The sequence below is a fragment of the Bdellovibrio sp. HCB117 genome (genome assembly GCF_047305915.1).
In the GTDB taxonomy this organism is placed as follows: domain Bacteria; phylum Bdellovibrionota; class Bdellovibrionia; order Bdellovibrionales; family Bdellovibrionaceae; genus Bdellovibrio; species Bdellovibrio bacteriovorus_B.
Genome location: NZ_CP178622.1, coordinates 2,690,782 through 2,709,258 on the forward strand (window position 1 = coordinate 2,690,782; position 18,477 = coordinate 2,709,258).

Annotated in this window: 16 protein-coding genes; 4 read left to right on the forward strand and 12 right to left on the reverse strand. The window is 43.6% G+C overall.

Annotated features, from left to right (window positions below; genetic code table 11):
* Positions 1–2: 2 nt before the first annotated feature.
* A complete protein-coding gene (locus ACLWBD_RS12755; RefSeq protein ID WP_413568429.1) occupies positions 3–1,187 on the reverse strand; it encodes an RtcB family protein in 1,185 nt (394 codons plus the stop codon).
* Positions 1,188–1,230: 43 nt separating this feature from the next.
* Between ACLWBD_RS12755 and ACLWBD_RS12760 the strand changes: the two genes are divergently transcribed.
* A complete protein-coding gene (locus tag ACLWBD_RS12760; RefSeq protein ID WP_413568430.1) occupies positions 1,231–2,076 on the forward strand; it encodes a substrate-binding periplasmic protein in 846 nt (281 codons plus the stop codon).
* On the opposite strand, the gene ACLWBD_RS12765 is transcribed toward ACLWBD_RS12760, so the two are convergent.
* Complete coding sequence (locus ACLWBD_RS12765) at positions 1,982–2,629, reverse strand: DsbA family oxidoreductase (protein ID WP_413568432.1); 648 nt, start codon at positions 2,627–2,629, stop codon at positions 1,982–1,984. The genes ACLWBD_RS12760 and ACLWBD_RS12765 overlap by 95 nt on opposite strands.
* Positions 2,630–2,658: 29 nt before the next feature.
* Between ACLWBD_RS12765 and ACLWBD_RS12770 the strand changes: the two genes are divergently transcribed.
* Entirely contained in the window at positions 2,659–3,699 is a 1,041-nt protein-coding gene (locus ACLWBD_RS12770) for an FUSC family protein (protein ID WP_413568433.1), read from the forward strand.
* Here ACLWBD_RS12770 and aspA read toward each other — a convergent pair whose 3' ends face one another.
* Positions 3,700–5,121, reverse strand: coding sequence for an aspartate ammonia-lyase (gene aspA / locus ACLWBD_RS12775; RefSeq protein ID WP_413568434.1), 1,422 nt, complete (start codon positions 5,119–5,121; stop codon positions 3,700–3,702).
* Positions 5,122–5,130: 9 nt separating this feature from the next.
* Positions 5,131–6,165 (reverse strand): MBL fold metallo-hydrolase, encoded by a 1,035-nt coding sequence (locus ACLWBD_RS12780; protein WP_413568435.1) that lies wholly within the window; start codon positions 6,163–6,165, stop codon positions 5,131–5,133.
* A 108-nt stretch (positions 6,166–6,273) separates the two neighbouring features.
* On the opposite strand from ACLWBD_RS12780, the gene ACLWBD_RS12785 reads away from it, so the two are divergent.
* The gene (locus ACLWBD_RS12785) at positions 6,274–7,824 is read left to right on the forward strand and encodes an ArnT family glycosyltransferase (RefSeq protein WP_413568436.1); all 1,551 of its coding nucleotides are present in this window, start codon (positions 6,274–6,276) and stop codon (positions 7,822–7,824) included.
* Positions 7,825–7,864: 40 nt separating this feature from the next.
* On the opposite strand, the gene ACLWBD_RS12790 is transcribed toward ACLWBD_RS12785, so the two are convergent.
* The 7 genes from ACLWBD_RS12790 to ACLWBD_RS12820 form a co-directional block, all read right to left on the reverse strand.
* Complete coding sequence (locus tag ACLWBD_RS12790) at positions 7,865–9,553, reverse strand: hypothetical protein (protein WP_413568437.1); 1,689 nt, start codon at positions 9,551–9,553, stop codon at positions 7,865–7,867.
* Between the two features lies 1 nt (position 9,554).
* Positions 9,555–11,651: an RCC1 domain-containing protein gene (locus ACLWBD_RS12795; RefSeq protein ID WP_413568438.1), complete on the reverse strand. Its 2,097-nt coding sequence runs from the start codon at positions 11,649–11,651 to the stop codon at positions 9,555–9,557.
* Positions 11,651–13,876 carry a PKD domain-containing protein gene (locus ACLWBD_RS12800; RefSeq protein WP_413568439.1) on the reverse strand — a complete coding sequence of 742 codons (2,226 nt, stop codon included), beginning with the start codon at positions 13,874–13,876 and terminating at the stop codon, positions 11,651–11,653. The genes ACLWBD_RS12795 and ACLWBD_RS12800 overlap by 1 nt, the downstream gene beginning before the upstream one ends.
* A 329-nt stretch (positions 13,877–14,205) precedes the next feature.
* Entirely contained in the window at positions 14,206–14,694 is a 489-nt protein-coding gene (locus tag ACLWBD_RS12805) for a hypothetical protein (RefSeq protein WP_413568440.1), read from the reverse strand.
* Between the two features lie 607 nt (positions 14,695–15,301).
* Positions 15,302–15,517: a hypothetical protein gene (locus ACLWBD_RS12810; protein WP_413568441.1), complete on the reverse strand. Its 216-nt coding sequence runs from the start codon at positions 15,515–15,517 to the stop codon at positions 15,302–15,304.
* Positions 15,518–15,859, reverse strand: a complete 342-nt coding sequence (locus ACLWBD_RS12815) for a hypothetical protein (RefSeq protein ID WP_413568442.1) — start codon at positions 15,857–15,859, stop codon at positions 15,518–15,520.
* Between the two features lie 254 nt (positions 15,860–16,113).
* Positions 16,114–16,533 (reverse strand): RHS repeat-associated core domain-containing protein, encoded by a 420-nt coding sequence (locus tag ACLWBD_RS12820; RefSeq protein ID WP_413568443.1) that lies wholly within the window; start codon positions 16,531–16,533, stop codon positions 16,114–16,116.
* A gap of 454 nt (positions 16,534–16,987) precedes the next feature.
* Between ACLWBD_RS12820 and ACLWBD_RS12825 the strand changes: the two genes are divergently transcribed.
* The gene (locus ACLWBD_RS12825) at positions 16,988–17,152 is read left to right on the forward strand and encodes a hypothetical protein (protein WP_413568444.1); all 165 of its coding nucleotides are present in this window, start codon (positions 16,988–16,990) and stop codon (positions 17,150–17,152) included.
* An 894-nt stretch (positions 17,153–18,046) separates the two neighbouring features.
* On the opposite strand, the gene ACLWBD_RS12830 is transcribed toward ACLWBD_RS12825, so the two are convergent.
* Positions 18,047–18,472 (reverse strand): hypothetical protein, encoded by a 426-nt coding sequence (locus ACLWBD_RS12830; protein ID WP_413568445.1) that lies wholly within the window; start codon positions 18,470–18,472, stop codon positions 18,047–18,049.
* Between the last annotated feature and the right edge of the window lie 5 nt (positions 18,473–18,477).

Sequence of the window (18,477 nt, forward strand, 5' to 3'; positions counted from 1 at the left end):
CGCTAACCCTTCACGCAAAGAACTTGCTTAAGAACGGCAACAACTTCAACCAGGTCCTCTTGATTTTTCATCACCTGATCAATGTCTTTATAGGCTGAAGGAATCTCATCAATCACGCCCGCGTCTTTACGACATTCCACGCCACTGGTTTGTTCAATCAGGTCGGTGATATCAAAGCGGCGTTTCGCTTCACTGCGCGACATTCTTCGGCCCGCTCCGTGAGCGCAAGAATTAAAAGATTCCGGATTGCCTTTGCCACGCACGATGTAAGAGCGTGCGCCCATCGATCCGGGAATAATGCCCATGTCACCGCGTTCGGCGCGCACGGCTCCTTTGCGTGTGACTAGCACGTCTTCACCATAGTGAATTTCGCGAGTCGCATAATTGTGATGGCAATTGACCTTCATCGAAAATGGCACCGGAGCACCCTTCATTCCGATATGGAATGAAATTGCATGAAGAACTCGGCGAAGCATTTCTTCGCGGTTTTCTAATGCGTATTCTTGCGCCCATTCCAAATCGCGCATGTAGGTTTCGTATTCGGGCGTGCCTTCGACATAGTAGGCAAGATCGGGATCTGGAAGTGCTGTTGCTAGTTTCTTTAATTCACTTTTAGCATGACGGATATGCTCTTCGGCGAGGCTTTTTCCGACGTTGCGAGAACCCGAATGCAACATCACCCATACGGCTCCATCGGCATCGGTACAGATTTCAATAAAGTGATTTCCTCCGCCTAAAGTTCCCAGCTGATGAGCGGCTTTATCTTTCAAACGCAAATTTGAAACAGACTCAGGAATATGTTTCCAGCCTTCCCAGTTTTCGACGGAAGATGTGAGACTTCGATTGGACTCATGTCCTACTGGCACGGAGCGCTCGATGGAGTGACGAAGTTTATCCAAATCATGCAGGATGCGGTGTGGTTCGACATTGAGTCTGGCCGCAATCATGCCACAACCAATATCCACGCCCACAGCCGCTGGAATAACGGCGCCTTTTGTGGCGATAACGCTGCCTACAGTTGCACCAATTCCTAGATGCACATCGGGCATCGCCGCCACGTGTTTGAACACGAATGGAAGTGAGGCCACATTCTGCAACTGACGCACAGCTTGCGACTCTACTTCAGCTTCCGGAGCCCATATTTTTACTGGCTTATTCTCGGATTTTAAGTTTGTTAAAATTGGCATATCGTAACTCACTTCGGACGGTGTTTTGTGTTAATCTTAACATATGATTCAGTCACTCTTAGGTCTTTTTCTTGTTTTACTGGCCTCACCTTCTTGGGCTGGTTCCAATTCGTCTTCATTGCGAGTTGTGACTGAGTATTGGCCTCCCGTGACTTTTGAAGAAGATGGCAAACCTCAAGGTATGGCCGTAGAACTAACTCAAGTTTTACAAAAACAAATGAATCGTTCTGAGCCTATTGAAGTTCTGCCTTGGCCTCGCGCTTATCATCTTGTGTTGAATCAACCTAACGTTTTACTTTTCACGATGATTGATAATGCCGAACGAAAAAATCTTTTTACTTTCTTGGGACCTATTGCTCAGGGGGAAATCGCGCTCTTCGCTCGCAGGACAACGGTGCTGGATCTTTCAGATAAAGAAAAACTGAAAAAGATGGCGGTCAGCGTTCACCGAGGCACGGCTTTTCAGGACACATTGACTCGACAAAAATATAAAAAGATCGTTCCCGTCAATTCGCCCGTAAGCGGTGTGAAAATGTTGATGGCCGGTCGCGTGGACTTGATTTGTGAAGATGTGCTGGCAGTCACCCGCATGATGCAGGAGGCGGGTTATCCGGAAGATGCGTTCATAAAAGTCGCGACACTCGAAAGAGTCGGTTACTATTACGCGTTTTCTAAAAACACTGAACCTGAAACTATTCAGCAGTGGAAGAATGCTTTAGAAAAAACCAAGCGCAGCGGACAATTCAAAGCCATTTATAAAAAATGGTTCGGAAATAATCCGGCGCCAGAAAATGTTATTCTTCGCCTTGCAGAGCAGGATCTTGAAAAACCTGAAGAAAAACTTCTTTGGGCTGAGCTCCTGACACCCCAATTTGACGATCAAAAATAAAGAACGGCACTCCGCTGATTCCTAAGTCATAAGCTTCACCTATCAAGGCACCGACTTCTTCGCGGCCTTGATCGCTTGTAAGGAATTCAGAAACTTCTTCCGGTTTGAAACCGATCGGTGACAATGCTTTCTGAAGATTTTCGATCTTAGATAAATCTAAGCCCTCTTCATAGTAAGCCGCATAAAGTGCGTTAGTAACATCAAGCTGCTTTCCTTTTGTTCCCGCCCACCAAATCAGGCGATGACAATCCAGAGTGTTGATATGAGTTTTAATTTTCTCCATATTCATTTTCAATCCGGATTTTTCAGCTGCCCCGAGCAATCTTGCTTCCGCCGCCTTAAAGTTTTCGTCATTTCCGAATTTATTCCGCAGATATTCTTTGCGAGGAACACCTTCTTGTGGGCTGGCAGGATCTAGTTGAAAAGGCAGGACCTTCACTTCGATGTCGATATCTTTGCGCTCTGCCACGGCATCTAAGAAATTTTTCTTTCCGACGTAACACCAGGGACAAACAATATCCACAACAAGCTCAACGACGATTTTCTTTTTCATAATCCCACCTCGCGCTTATACTAGACATTATGGGTTTACGTCTTCACGTCAACGAACTTCTTAAAATCAACCCGGCGCCTTCACCGTGGCCACGCATGGTCGTCTGTGCTTTTGCGACTATGATTCCTTTGATTGTCGGCACATTATTGCATCAGCTTCCGATTTCAATCTTCGGAGCCCTGTTCGGTTTTCTTTTAGTCCTCAACGACCATTTGGGCACCTTAGGACACAGGCTTTGGGTGATCACACTAACATTTTTATGTTTACTGGCGGGTTTAACTTTAGGAGTTCTTACCGGTGGACAAAAAGTTTTGCTGATACCCTTGCTTCTGGGATTGACGTATTGGTTGGGACTTATTTCCACTCAAGGGGCTGAGTTAGAACGTGCGGTTTTGTTTTCGGTATTTCAGATTCTAGCTGGTGCCTATTCTCCTGCTGTTGCTAAATATCTTTCACTGAGTTTAGTCTATGCGTTTTTGGGTTATCTTTGCGTGATCGTCGCGCTTTCTATTTTGGTTTTTGTTCGCCGTCACAATCCGAATCCATTTGCACGTATTCGCGAGACCTTTAAAAAGTCGTTAACGAAAGAAAAGAGCCGACATCTTTATGCTTTGAGTTTTTCTTTGGCGGTTTTAATCACTCTGCTGGTCGTTGATTATTTTCAAATGAGTCACGGCTATTGGGCCGTGGGCACTGTCTTGATCATCATGCGCCCCGAGGCCAAGGCCAGCATCTATCGCATCATTCAAAGATTCTTTGGCACCTTGGTGGGCGTGCTGATTGCCGAGTTGATTATCCTCAGTGTGCATTCCGTTTGGATTGCGATTCCTTTGATTGGGTTTATTAGTTTTTGGGGGCCGTGGTCTTTAAGTCGCAGTTACTGGCTGGGGTCTGCGGTGATTGTGACTATGCTCTTAGTACTTTTGGATTTACCGAGTATTGCGACCGGTGACTTACATACGCCTTTAATTCGCTTGCAAGCCACAGGTATTGGGTGCTTGTTCGGACTTCTGGGAGTCGTGATGGCCAACCCCCAAGTTTTGTGGCGGGACAACCCGCCACGCTCCTAATTACTTTTTAATTTCGCCGATGTATTTTGGATTTAGTAAATTTTCAATGGAGAAAATTTGATTCAGTTGTTCTTGAGTGACGACACCTCTTTCAAGCGCCACTTCCGCTACACTTCGTCCCGTCTGTGCACAGATCTTTCCGATCTTATCACCTTCATCATGACCAATGATAGGATCGAGGAAGGTCACGATACCGATGCTGTCCATGACGTACTCACGGCAACGATCGACATTTGCAGTGATACCAACCACACACTTTTCTTTAAGCGTGATGCAAGCTTGAGTCATCAAAGTGATGGATTCAAAGATGCTAGAGGCGATCAAGGGCTCCATGACGTTTAATTGCAACTGCCCGGCTTCTGCCGCTAATGTAATGGCTAAATCATTTCCCATCACTTTAAAGGCCACTTGATTCACGACTTCGGGAATCACCGGATTTACTTTTGCTGGCATGATCGAGCTTCCTGCTTGCATCTCTGGAAGATTGATTTCTTTAAGGCCCGCGCGAGGGCCTGAGCTTAGTAAGCGCAAGTCATTACAGATTTTAGAAAGCTTCACGGCTGTTCTTTTGAGCGCGCCGGAAATGATGATATAGGCGCCGCAATCACTCGTAGCTTCAATTAAGTCTTCCGATTGCTCAAAAGGATACCCCGTTACTTCAGCAAGTTTTTTCACCGCTAACGGCGCGTAACCTTCAGGAGCATTAATGCCCGTGCCGATCGCCGTCGCTCCTAAATTCACTTCTAAAATTAGTTTTTGAACTGTTTTAATTAGACGACTGTCTTCTTTCAACAAAGTTGCAAACGCATTGAACTCTTGTCCCAAAGACATAGGGACGGCGTCTTGCAGTTGTGTACGGCCCATTTTTAAAACATTTTTAAACTCTTGGCCTTTGGCTTCAAAAGCCTTCGCCAAATCTTCGATGGCCTTTTCAACCACCGTCAAATGTTCGTACAATGCCACACGGAATGCTGTCGGATAAGCGTCGTTCGTCGACTGACACTTGTTCACGTGATCGTTCGGATTGATCACGGAATAAGTGCCTTTTTCAAGGCCGCGTTTTTCTAAGGCGATATTGGCGATCACTTCATTGGCGTTCATGTTCACAGACGTGCCTGCGCCGCCTTGAAATACGTCCGAAGGGAATTGGGCTCCCCACTTTTTTGGATCAGCCAAAATCACGTCGCAAGCTTCGACAATAGATTTTGCAATATCGGGAGAGATCGTCCCTAACTCGCCGTTAGCCATGGCGCAGGCTTTTTTCACTAAAGCCAAGCCGCGAATAAATAAAGCGTCAGCGCCGATCGGAAGGCCCGAGATTTGGAAGTTCTCCATCGCACGCACAGTGTGCACGCCATAGTAGGCTCCCGCGGGAACTCTTTTTTCACCTAACAGATCTTTTTCGACTCTAAAATTCTGCATAACTTCACCTTACTTTTTTAATTTCAATACTTCGCCGTGCTTCATCACACGGAAAACTTCGGGGCTGACATTCATTTTCTGAAGAGCGATTTTTAGATCTTCAGGAGGCGCTGCCATCGCCTCATCACTCAATCGGAATGTGCCCCAGTGCACGCCGATCGAAAGTTTGGACTGTAGATCCAGGTGCATTTTCACAGCTTGTTCTGGATCCACGTGTTGCTGTTTCATAAACCACTTCGGTTCATAGGCCCCTACCGGAATCATCGCGATATCCGAGGCACCGAAGCGATTGAACACGTCTAAGAAATCTTTCGAGTATCCGGTGTCACCCGAATAAAAAAACTTGAGCGAAGGCGCTTGAATGTACCAGCCTCCCCAAAGAGTTTTATTTCGGTCCCAAAGACTTCGCTGACTCCAATGCTGTGCGGGCGTGAAAGTCAGTGTCACGTTTTTGACTTGCGTGTTTTCCCACCAGTCCAATTCTTTGACGTTGTCGATGTCTTCGGATTTAAGCAGGGATTCTAATCCTAGCGGCACTAAAAACAACAAGGCTTTGTCATTTTGTTTTGCCAGTTTCCGCAAAGTCGGAAGATCCAAGTGATCAAAGTGCGCATGCGAAATCACGACGACATCAATCGGTGGCAGTTCTTCAATAGGAAATGGCAAGGCCACTTGTCTTTTCGGCCCCATGAAACTTACAGGCGAAACGCGATCTGAGAAAACGGGATCGACTAAAATATTAAGGCCTTCAACTTGTAGAAGGGCCGAGGCATGACCAATCCAAGTTAGTGTGTTTTCCGTGCGATTTTGTTTCAAATAAGCCGTGTCAGTTTTTAAAACTTCGGGTTGGAAGGGCGGCTCGGTCGGCGCGTTGTTGGTCAGGCGCTCCCATTGCCACTTCCAGAAACTCGCTTTAGGCGAATTGTCATAGTTATTATAAAACTGAGTCTTACCCCGGTGTGGTTTGTTTGGATCGTAGTATTTGAAGCTTTGACACCCCGAAAACACCAAAAACCCCGCTGCTGCTATGATGGACCTTTTCATAAGCTCACAATCTCACACTTTACACTCTCTGTCATATCCGGATGTGTTGCCTTGCGCGCTATGAAATATTAGGACTGAGTCCTGACACTTCGATACAAGGAAACACCCGTGATTCGTGAATTTTGGAAGCAGCAAAGCACATCGCAGAAAGTCACAATTCTTTTCATTCTGGCCTTAATTTTCCGAGCTTTCTTTTCGCTTAACATTGGATTGATCGATGACGAGGCTTATCACTGGTCTTGGGCCAAGTGGTTGCAGCTTTCCTATTTCGATCACCCCGCGATGATTGCGTGGCTTGAAGCGATCACGACCAGCGTTTTCGGTGACACCTACCTGGGCGTACGCTTACCGGGATTTTTGTGCTTTATCGGTATCACCGTTCTGCTTTACAAACTGACGAAAGATCTTTTCCACGACGAGTGGGCGGCGATCTTTGTGGGCTTTGTGATGTTGTGGTCTCCGTTTTGGGGATTCGGGGGTTATGTCGCTTCGCCAGAACCTCCATTCATGCTTTGTTGGGTGGCGGCGGCTTACGTATTCTGGCAAGGGGTGCGTGAGGACGATAAACGTTGGAGCACGAAGAAAACTTGGTTGTGGCTCGGTGTATTGATGGGCTTGGGTCTGAACTCGAAGTTCATCATTGCGCTATTGGCTCCGGGATTTGGTCTTTATCTTTTGACGACGCCTTCGCGCCGCAAGGATCTTTTGACACCGTGGCCGTGGGTGGGCTTTTTGATCGCGACCGTACTTTGCTCACCGATCTTTATTTGGAATATCGCGCATGATTGGCCGGGATTTAAGTTCCAGTTCCATGATCGCCATCAGGGTTCTAGCTTTAGTTTTAATCGTTGGCTTGTGTTCTTTGGCGCGCAGCTTTTGTTTGCGACTCCGTTCTTGTACGTGTTGATTGTTTTGGCGTTCATCACTTCGCTATTGAAATTCAAAGAGGCGCGATGGAGATTTTTATTCTGTCTGACCGTGCCGTCGTTTGCGATTTTCTATCCGCAACCTTTGTGGGCCGAATACAAACCGCACTGGAGTGGCGCTGCTTACACGCTGTTGTTGATGGGTGTGGGCTTCATCTGGTCACAAGGTTTGCGTTGGGGGTCTAAGCGCATCGTAAAGGCGCGCAGCAAGGTGTACACTTGGGGTATCTTGGGTTTCTTTATTCCGCTGGCGTTGATTGCTTACACTCCGTTCGCTTATCCGTGGGCGCCGAAAGTTTATAAGTTTTTTAATCCATCGGGTGAATGGCAAACGACGTGGGACTTCAGTAACGAGTTCACCGGTTGGGAAGACTTGGGTCGCTACGTGAATCGCCGTCAACGTGAGATCCATGCGGAAAGCGGTCGCAAGCCTTTCATCGCGGCTCACCGCTATGAGAATACCGCGCAGACGACATGGGGTACGAAGCAGAAGGTGTACATGTTAAGTTCGACTCGCAGTCACTACACGGTGATGCAGTCGGAAGAAGAGATGAATAATCTTAAAGGTCAGGACGCGATCTTCGTAAGTACAGAAAAATATCCTGCCGATCCGATGGAATGGGCTAAGTGGGATGGTTGTCAGAAAGAGACGTTGAAGACGTTCCGTCATGGTGAACATGCTCGGACTTTTAATGTTTATTACTGTCGGAATTTTCAGGGGATTACGCAGTAGATAGTTTCGGTGCCAACTGAGGTTGACACCGATTGCTTAATTAGAATGCAGTGTAGTCGACGGCGAAGTCGCAGCCCTTGATTGAGGCATCGCCAGTCACCGTATGAATAAACGGATAGATTTGAGTAAATCCTCCCCAACCTGACTGAGTTATCTGTACTGTTTGAGGTTGATTCCAATTCCATTGGTCAAAATACAATGTCGTTCCCATTCCTTGCGACCCGTAATTAAGAATGAAATGATATCCATCTAGCGTGTCTATTGTAACTTCGACACTACCAGTTGGCTGATGTGGAAGCGTCACGTTATATGAGTCGTAGGCCCAAGATCCATACATATAAATTGTTGATGGATCACAAACCAGCGCTGCAACAGGGTCGTTGATTGTTACAGCTATGCTTGGAACTGTGACCGTATCGTATCCACCTCCTGATACGGTATGATTGATCGAAGCACTTCTCGTTCCCTCAATTACTGAATCATTGGGAACTTGCGTGTACACGGTTTGGGGAACGGCCCAGTTTTGTTGCGTGAAAATCAGATTCAGACTTTTTTGAGTCGCCATTTGGTCAGTAGACAAGTCAATATCATTTGAATTTGTTGTTATCGCTACCGTCACGTCTCCAGTTGGCGGGTTATTGAGCGTAACTGTATATGCCACAAAAGCCGCTCCTTCTTCCAAAGCTAATGAAGTCACAGAAAGTACCACTGGAGGAGGAGGCACAACGGTAATAGTTAAACTCTTCGTAACAGCTAACGATTTATAGCTAGCTAAGATAGAGTGCAAAGCATTCAAAATATAATTAAGGTCGTCAACTTCGTGTTGGTAGTAGTCTGCTAGTTTCTTATTATATGTACTGTCCCTATATAATTCTTGTTGAATCTTTCTTACTCCACCTGCTTGAAGAGCAACACGAATGGATCGAGATGCTGCCTTATCCTGCAGGTATAAACTCGACGTAAATACAAAATCACCGGTGGCCAAGGCGCTAGTCGAAAAATCATAAGTGTATCCACCCAAACCATCCGAGTTCGCAAGGACGCTGATCCCATCAAAAGAAGCTAATATATCCGTCTCTTGCTCTTCAATAGCTCCGAAATGTTCTGGCGCGACAGTCATAGTTATCGTCGCGTTTTCACCTCTCACAAAAGTGTTGTTGGAACTGCTAGAAGAAAGTACTAATGCATCATTGATCGCCTTACTTCTGATAGTAGCTGAAGCTACATTGAATGTTTTAGACTTTGATTCTAACAAAGTACGACTTGCAACAACCTGATTATTTAAAGATACAATCTCACCTTCTAATGATGTCTTGGCATTTGTGAGGTCTGCAATTTTTGCGGAGTCAGTCTCACCCTTCAGTAGGGCAGTGACAACTTTCAATTCATTTTTTTTCGCTACTATTTGCAATCCGAGATTTTCCACTGCAGCTTTATTTTGCAAATAGATATTTACATTCCAAGACTTGCTGCCGCTTTGTAATGGCTGGGTTATGGCCACAAACTCAGTGTTTGCAAGTTTGAAAGTACGAATATCGCCCCCCTCAAATGTGCCGATGACAAAATATTCGTCAGCACTGTTTTGAGGCAATGGCTTTAGAGATACCAAAAGTACCGCTTTTTCATTTGATAAGTAGCTCTGTTTGTCAGTTCTTAACGTCGCTGCATCCTGCGCGAAACAGAAACTCGATGCTGAAATGCCGAAAATAAAAACAAGAATCGCTTTCATACTACTGATCCTTTTTTAGAAATGAAGGTGGGTTTGCTATAGTAGACGGTGTTAGAGAATGCACCCCACTAGCTGTCCCATTTCCCAAATTGCCGCCATAGTTGACTCCCCAGCACTTCAATACTGAGTTGTGGATTGCACAGCCAAACTTATTTCCTTGTGAAATAGACCCAACATTTGACGTGATTCCACTCACACCACTTGGCAAAGTAAATAGCCCATTTCCAAAACCATTGCCAAGAGAACCATTCGTAGCTTTACCCCAACATTTCAATGCGCCATTTATAACCGCACATACAGATTCTGTTCCGACATCTATTGAAGTCACGTTACTTTCTGCTCCCTGTATATCTATAGGAGAAGATAGGTCCGCACTTGTCGCATAAGCGCCTAATTGACCGCTACTGTTGTCTCCCCAGCACTTTACTCCCCCAGTAAGAGTTAGGGCGCATCCCACCTCGAGTCCTACAGAAATAGCTTTCACATCCGAAAGATTGTAGACAGGATGAGGAACGTTTTCGTAATCCGTATAAAAGCCCGCTCCAAGTTGGCCAGAATAGTTTCTTCCCCAACAATAAACATCGCCATTCTCTTTTAATGCGCATGTAAAGTTTGTTCCCGCGGAAATATCCACGATGTCGCTTAAAGATTCCACTTCTACCGCCGATGTAGATACTGCTACTGACGACCCGTCACCAAGTTGTCCAACGTCATTCGCCCCCCAGCAATAGACTTTACCGCCTGAGAGGCCGCACGTATGGCGCTCGCCGGCCGATATCTTCAAAGCTCCGTACAAAGGCCCATACTGTGGATAGTTTGAGTTGACCTGGTCACCGGTACCTAGCTGACCATACGTATTTTTTCCCCAGCACATCACGTCTTTATTTCTTATTGCGCAAGCATGCTCACTGCCAGTGGTAAGGGACCATACGTTTGTATCGAGACCTTGCAAAGAGGTACTTGAGGGGGAGAGTCTTGCGACATTATCGCCTGTTCCCAACTGACCAAAAGTATTTTGCCCCCAACACCTCACACCACTCTGAAAGATTCCGCAACTAAAGTTCGATCCCGTTGAAATACGTCTGAAGACAGGTGATGACTCATTGATCGTGCCTACTAATTCGTAAAATCCGCTAGATATATAAAGACGTCCTTCAATATCAAAAAAAGCTTCTCTGATCTTCACGACATCATCTAACTCACGTTGATAGTATGACTTCAGGGAAGCATTGATCGCAGAATCTCTCAGCACTTCCAGTTCTGCCGTCCGTACCCCAGCATTCATGTATGCTTTTAAAAGCGAATCCGACGAATAACGATTTTTATAATAGTAATTGGCTATAATTTGTAGAGAACCAACAAAAAGATCAGAGTAAGCAACATCCACCTTATATAGATTTTCATTTACTTGTTCTAAATTTTGCTGGTTGTAGTTTACAGTTGCCGCGATATTACTTTTAACGGGTCCATTAGTTCCTTCTATGACTTTAAAATAAATCGTTACGGGGTCGCCGTAATTAAAAGTATTTGTCGGTGAACTTGTGCTAATTTCTAGCGTCGGTCCAGAACTAAGAAGTTTAAGAGCGTGAACTTCGAACTCGAGGCTTTCCTGCTGAACTAAAACTCGGTGCGATTCAATACGAGATTCCAACGCAGAAATATCGGTCTCAAAAAAAGTTATCGCTTCGTTTAATAATTGAATTTTGTCTGAGTTAGTTTCAGTCTCCAATTTTTCGCGCAAGACTGTCAATTCTTCCTCAGACTTAATAATATTAAGCTCTAAGTTTCGAACGAATTCCCTGTCTTGCAAATAAGCATTTACCGTCCAAACATGCGTACCCTCGCTAGCAAAAACGGGGGTAATTGAGGCTGCTTCCGTCTCAGCGAACTTAGTTATTTTTATAGGGGCGCCATCAAGGGTCGCCCTCATGAATACCTCAGAATTAGGATTGGTCGGACTGCTACGAACAGAACTAACTAGGACAGCTTTTTCACCGACACTGTAATAAAAGCTATTAGGCTGTAGTTCAATAAAATCGGGCGAACCTACAGCAACTGCGGAAACAAATAACGTTAATAATAGTATTAGACTTTTCATTACTTCGTCCCCGCAGGAATAATTGTGATGGAACAGTTGTAAGTGAATGGCGTCAGATATCCTTTCAGCTTAAATTGCACCGAGGCATTGTGAGTCCCTAAAGTGGGATCTGTAAATCGCCCTGGAATGTCCATTCCTCGCGATTGAATATAATCATTGTTGCCCACGATAAGTGAACCTGGCCATTCAAACGTATCAATAGAAAAGAATCCACTAGCATTGTTCGTGACATTTAGATTTGAGGCCATTGTAAAGTTTGGCAAGTCAGTGAAAAAGTCCGAAGGAATTCTTAAATATTCCCTAAGGACATAGTCTCCAAGCTCGTACTCCCCAAAATCCACTGTAAATGTTTGTGATACCGGAGCCGGTAATTTGTGGGTTTGTAACATCAATGTACGAGGAGCAGTGCCTGATTGAACTTCCCAGGTTAATAGTGCTTCCGCACTTTCACCTGCGCCAAAAGTGCCTGGACTGACAACTACATCGACCAACAGTTGACCATTCGCTGGAACGACCAAGCCTTGCGACGGAAAATCAATACTGAAAACATTGGAACTTCCATTTAGATGGCTAATTACAGGAGGGTTAGAAATTGAAATGTCATTGGCAGTTGAGTTCTTGAGAATGATCGGCGTAATGCTTGCTTCGTCAAATGTTCCAAATAATGGGACGTGCGAATAGGAAGATAGGACTTCCATATCTCGCTCGCCCATCCACTGCATGGAATCGTATGATACTAAAATGGAAAGCCCAGGCACAGTAACAGGCGCAATTTCCATATGTATGAGTTTTGTGTATGCCGTTGGATGTTGCACGATGAATGGAACATCAAATGAAAGAGTCGTATTGCCAAAATTCACGACTGAAAAATGAAAATTTTGACACGTCTTTTTAGGTATTCCTCCGTTCTTTGAGCCAGAAGACAAAACAATTCTGTTAGCATCATAGATTTGATAACGGATTTCCTGTGTAAGATTATTGCATGCTTTAAACATGCCGACATAAATACCATCAGGACCAACAGAACCCGTTATTTGCGCTGGAGTGATTGTAATAGGAAACTTACTTCCTACAGTTACCACTGTTAATGAAGGAGTACTCTGCTTTATTCCATTTGAAACAGTTAGCGCGACCACATAGTTGCCCGGAACTGATGCCGAAAAACTTGGGTTAACCACAGTGTTGTCGTTGAATACACCGTCTGTAGGTTGTGCATCATCTGGTTTTGAAATCACACTCCACAAATATGTTAGAGCTGTTTCGTCGGGACTGTACGACCCGCTACCGTCAAGGGTAACCGGGATATCCGCTTGAGTAGATTTGGGTGAACCAGCAAAGGCAACTGGGTAAGCAGGGAGACTCGGCTCTCCTCCTGATTGAACCTCGATTGCGAAGAAGGCATTCTTCAATAAAATGTTCGCTGTATTCCCATTGTATGAAGTTTCGACTGTAATATCTTTCAAACCTTCGGTCAAAATGGGAGAGTTGAAAGTTAATGTGTTCCCGGTAACTGTATACGCTGAAGAGGGAATTTCGACTCCACCGATCATTAGTTTACTTATATTTTGAAGGTTACTGGTCTGCACTGTAAGTGCTACACCGCCACTCATATCGCCATAAGCAGGCAAGCAAGAAACTAGAGAAGGGTAATTAGGTGGAAGTGAGCCTTGAACAACTTTGAAAGCATGCGTTTTAGAGGAAACAGCTCGCTTAAGAGACTCAAGACTGGTTTCAAGATCAGTCTTGTACAAAGCTTTAAGATCTCTTTGAGAAATTAAATAGGCTTTTTTCGCTGGGTCTAATTCTTGGTTTATTTGCCTGTTTAAGTTATCAATTTCTGCAGAAACTTCTACGAGTTGTTTCCTCACATCCTCAGAAACTCTCTTATCTTGGATGAAAAGATTAACTTCGAAGTTATTGATCCCCTCCACACTTACGATCGTAGATTCAGTAACCCACAATCCCCCACCGCGATGGAATACTTTAATAGGGGCACCATTTAATACCGTTACTAAAATCGGATCAATGTCAGATGGACCTTGAAACTCAGTGGACAGTTCAATTGCAAATGAAACCGGATCGCCAACTTGTGGAGCTGCCGGAAGTGTTGAGATTTTTGCAATCGAATATTTTTCTTCAGACAAAGAGAGTAGTTTCTGAATTTTTTGCGAGTAGCGGTGCGCTACGGTTGCAGAAGAAATACTTGATGACAATAAAAGAGACACGAGCAATCCAACAGTCCGCATCCGCATGATGTTTACCTCCACATAAATAAATTTATGTTTTTAAGCAAACAATGAGAATTGCAGGATCGCAAAACAAGATTTTTTGTTTATACCTGGCGGCAAAATCCATTTCATTAGATGAAAGTAAAGATTACGACTGTTTTTTCCTAGATAATCAGATTCAATCTATCGAACCGAGATAAAGATTCCAGCACTTTTCAGCACAGTATCTATTTGCACTAATTTCAGTCTCTCTACCTTAAATCGCCTGAGAGAGGTTATTGGGCGGCCGCAAAAAGAGCGTCATCCTATTTTTAATAGATTGTATATTAGTGAATTCCGAACGACGTCACGAAGGTCCAGCTTAGATTCAAGGTAATAAAAATCGTCAAAATAGCCCGAGTATAACGAACTTTCGAAGTGGTTTTTAGCTTAAATCCCCAGAACCAACACGAAGATTGAATCACTACAAATAAGGCAATACTTAATCCATAAAATGCAACTGAAGAATATGTCATAGCTATTTCTTTAGAGCCAAATAGCCACCAACCACCTATTAGAGTTGTAGCAACATTAAAAAAGCTAACAATATAGGATGAAATCTTAGCCGAAAAAATCCCTAAAGAAAACCACACCAAGGCTGCTACGACCAACGCAAAAACAGCTGGTGGTACTCCAAGCCCACTCAACAGCATTACATAGATAGGCATTATGCAGTGCCCGTCTCTTTCGAGGCAAGTCGTTGAAAAAACCACTATAGCCAGAGAGAACGTCGCTAATAAACTTACTTTTATGAGATCACTCTTTGAGAAATTCATTAGAGTCCGCTTCCATTTAGAATCACGTCAGTTACAAAATGCTGACAATTATTATTCAATAGATGGTACGTCTGCGAGTACTTCTTTTTTGCATATTCTTTCATGTTATTCTCCGCGGTATCGCCAACTTTGATGTTTTTGCTACACTTAGCTCCTTTTCCAGACTCATTTAATTGAGTACCGGGCCCCTTCAACGGATTTATCCCTGAATTTCCATATGATGCTGTCGAGCCATCCTCAAATTTGATATATTGATGTGAGAGCGTTGGGTCTTGACTTTGAAGTGCCGAACCTCCGGCCATATCTAATGGACGAGAACAAACCTGAAAGAGGCCGGTCGGATCGATGAAGTTAACTGGATCGTTTTGCACGTGATGCCGTCGGAAAACCCGGTCAAAAAAGAGAACTTTCGTTTTGGAATTTTGTTTTTCAAAGATTTTTTCCGAATCTCCTCAGAAAAATGTTTTTTTTGAAAAAAAATCTTCGGCCAAAGTCAAAATCGTCAGTAATCAATGGACCAACAACATCTCTAAATCGTCGAAAGAAGCTGGTCTTTGGAATCAATTGCTCGCAATAGTAATCGGAATCAAAGAATGAGTGCTGTCCTTTATTTCCCTTTGTCATCAGCCTTTACCTTTTTCGGATATTTTAACGTGTCCCATATAAAACCGATACCGAATTCAAAGGCAAAAAACAAAATTAGTGAAATAAAAATATTTGTGTTTGATTCAACAACCCACTCCCAATTGAAATACGAAAGTACACAAAGAATTAAAAAGACAATCGCTCTGATAACATTTCTCTCGGAAAATAACTCTTTCATTTAGTCTCCAATTTCACATTGCATCTGCTCTTCAGCATTTGGTTGGGTCGCACGATTAAAACCCCACTTAAAACCCTTGATGAAATAACCTAAGCCCCCCGCGACGCTACCAGGGATGAAACCTGGTATCGTGAGCGCATCGGAAAACTTCTTACATGAAGCTAATGTATCGCAGATTGGAGGGCGACCAACCCTATTATCTGCATCAGGCATCATTCTACTTTCGGGACTTCTTGCCGTTAGCCCCTCAGGATCAATAAAGTTCACCGGATCTGAAAAAGCGTAGCCATAGAGATTCGTCTCAATTACAGGGACTTTTCCGACAGTACCAACATATCCCATACAAATTCAGTGGTAAAATTAAAGTACCCTTTTCAAATAATTCCGAACGAGGTCATCGAATGAATTATTAAGTAAGAGCCGCGACGCACTTTGGATCGAAACTGACAACTCTGTGTTACTCTTGTAAACTTTTTGGTTCAGCTATCAGTGGAGACATCTTCTTATCCATTTCATCTCGAAAATATCCTCTACAGAAAAAAAGCGATATCGCTATCAGCGCTATCAATAAAGCCAACAAATAAAATTTCCTTTTTTTAGACACCAGGGAATCTCCATGTTTTCGGTGGCAAACCTTTCGGAGGAACTTGAGGAGTCAGACGCTGTTTTGGCTCGCGACTTCGAGGTATAGGGCAAGAGCCGTAACCTTTGTCAATCTCGTCCAAAATCAATTGACGCGTTCTAATTTCTCTTTCGGTTTGTGAAAGCGATCTGCCTTTTTGCCCATCATCAGTGTTAAGCGACTTATCTAATACTACTAACGTCATATCGTAAATGTATCCGGCCATGGATTTTCCGGTAGGGTCAATCCAATTTATGGGATCGTTTTGAACGTAACCAAACAAATTTGTATCCCCCCCTTCAAATAATATCGGATCTTTACTCGTCCATCTACCAATCTCAGGATCATAATGACTGAAACGAAGCCCACGATCTGCGGAGCAATCTTTCGTCATGACAAATTCAGAGACAGCTCAAGCACCAACCACATCTAATTATCTACAAATTGAGGCTGAATTTCGAGATCTTTTTGAATTTTTGGCCATACAGCGGCCTCCAATTTTTTCTAAACTTCCGAACTCCTTAATTATCAGAACTCACGACTGTGGCCATCATCATAGTTTGTGATGATCGAAAAAGTTCCACCGAAATTCTTTATAAAACTAGATAGTCACAATGGGGGGCACAAGGCAGTCACACCCTAGTCACAAGCCAGTCACAATTGAAAATCACAGTTTTTTAAAGAAATGAAAAGACATCTGTGCTTTTAAAAACTTATACAAACTCGTGACTACCTTTGGCTTTCTCACACCTATAGGTTAAGGAGGATATTTCTTTTGTATTTTCTCCTCTAGTTTAATTAAATATTCCTCATTGCCTCCAAAGCCGTTCTCACTTAAAAACTATGCCATGAAAAAAGTTAACTCTGACACGATAAAAGCATTCGAGTCCTACCTTCATGCTAAAGGTCTTCAAACTCGAATCATTGATCCGAATAACATTGATTCTAGGCATTCTTGGGTGCCAGGTGAAGGTGGATTTCACAATCATACGCTGGCATCTTATGGAAATTGAGACGATAGCTGGAAGCTTCAATGGTCCGCGATAGAACGATGGAGACTTAGACTTACTGAAATTAATTCGTTGTCAGATGAGAATATCGTGGATGCAGTAGATTTTCTATATGCCTTTGTCATCTCATGCTTTCATCTTAAAGATTATATCGAGGTATCACTGAGAGAAAAACTAGATCATGACAATTGCGAACTTTATTGGTTTCCTGAGTTTTTAATATGCAGAGACCTTGCCAAGGGACTTAAGCATCTTACTCTTAGTAAACCATCCATGGCCTCAAACGTTGCTTTTCATCGTGAGTATGACCACTTCAATGAAAAGCAATTCATCAAAGTGTCGATCTACTTAGGAACCGACATTTACTCTTATGACTACATGGACTTCGTTACGCGATGCAGGTCAATCTGGTATGCATATTTGCACTTCAAAGGACTCCTTGATCCAAAGTCCATTTAGGCACGCTCTTATAGAATATAAATTTTTTGTTCAATTAGACTATTTGAAATTGGGTCCCTTGCGGAGAAATAGTCCGTGCAAGAATCGAGGGCGGCCCTAGACCCGAAGGGGGTCTGGGGCTGAATTTCGAGAATTTTTGTGAACTTTTGGCCACCGTTTGGCCCTCGCATTTATTTTTATTACCATCAAACATACCGAACGTTATAAAGAGAACTGCGGATGCGATCCTAGCCTTGTATCTAATCTGCTCGTCTGTAAATTTCCTTCCCTTAAATATTTTTAAAACCCACTTGAATGGAAAAAAAGCCAGGAAGCAGACGATCATCGCAAAAATTAAATTACAGAACAATTCCATTAAAATTCGCTTTCTAGGGGTTAACAAAAATATTTCTGGCACTCGTCACGCTTTTTCGCCAAAAATTTTGGCAAGTCATTTTCCTAGGGTAATAATCCAAGCTTCTTAAGACCAAAAAGAGCCAGAAGAATGAAAATCGCAAACAGGAATACCTGTCCGGCCAAAGCCAATTTAGGAAGCCCAAGCCTGTCAATCTGATATCCAGAATTTCCATGATTCCGAAGAACTTCTTTTATTCTTACGGTGACCTTTTTTCCCGCATGATTCCAAATATCGTTACTTTCACTCTGTACCGTCAGACAAATTGTATCCTGAGTTGAAATCCAAGATATTCTGAATGGAACTTTGACGAATCCATATCTCACGTAGCCTTGAATATAGTCATCTTTTTCCTCACTGACCTCCCCAAGCTTTCTCATGCAGTCGGCAATTATCAGCTTAGCATCTGCAATATTTAACTTAGTTTCCAGATCTCCATGAGTATTAAAATAAAAAGTCATTAAATTCACGCTCC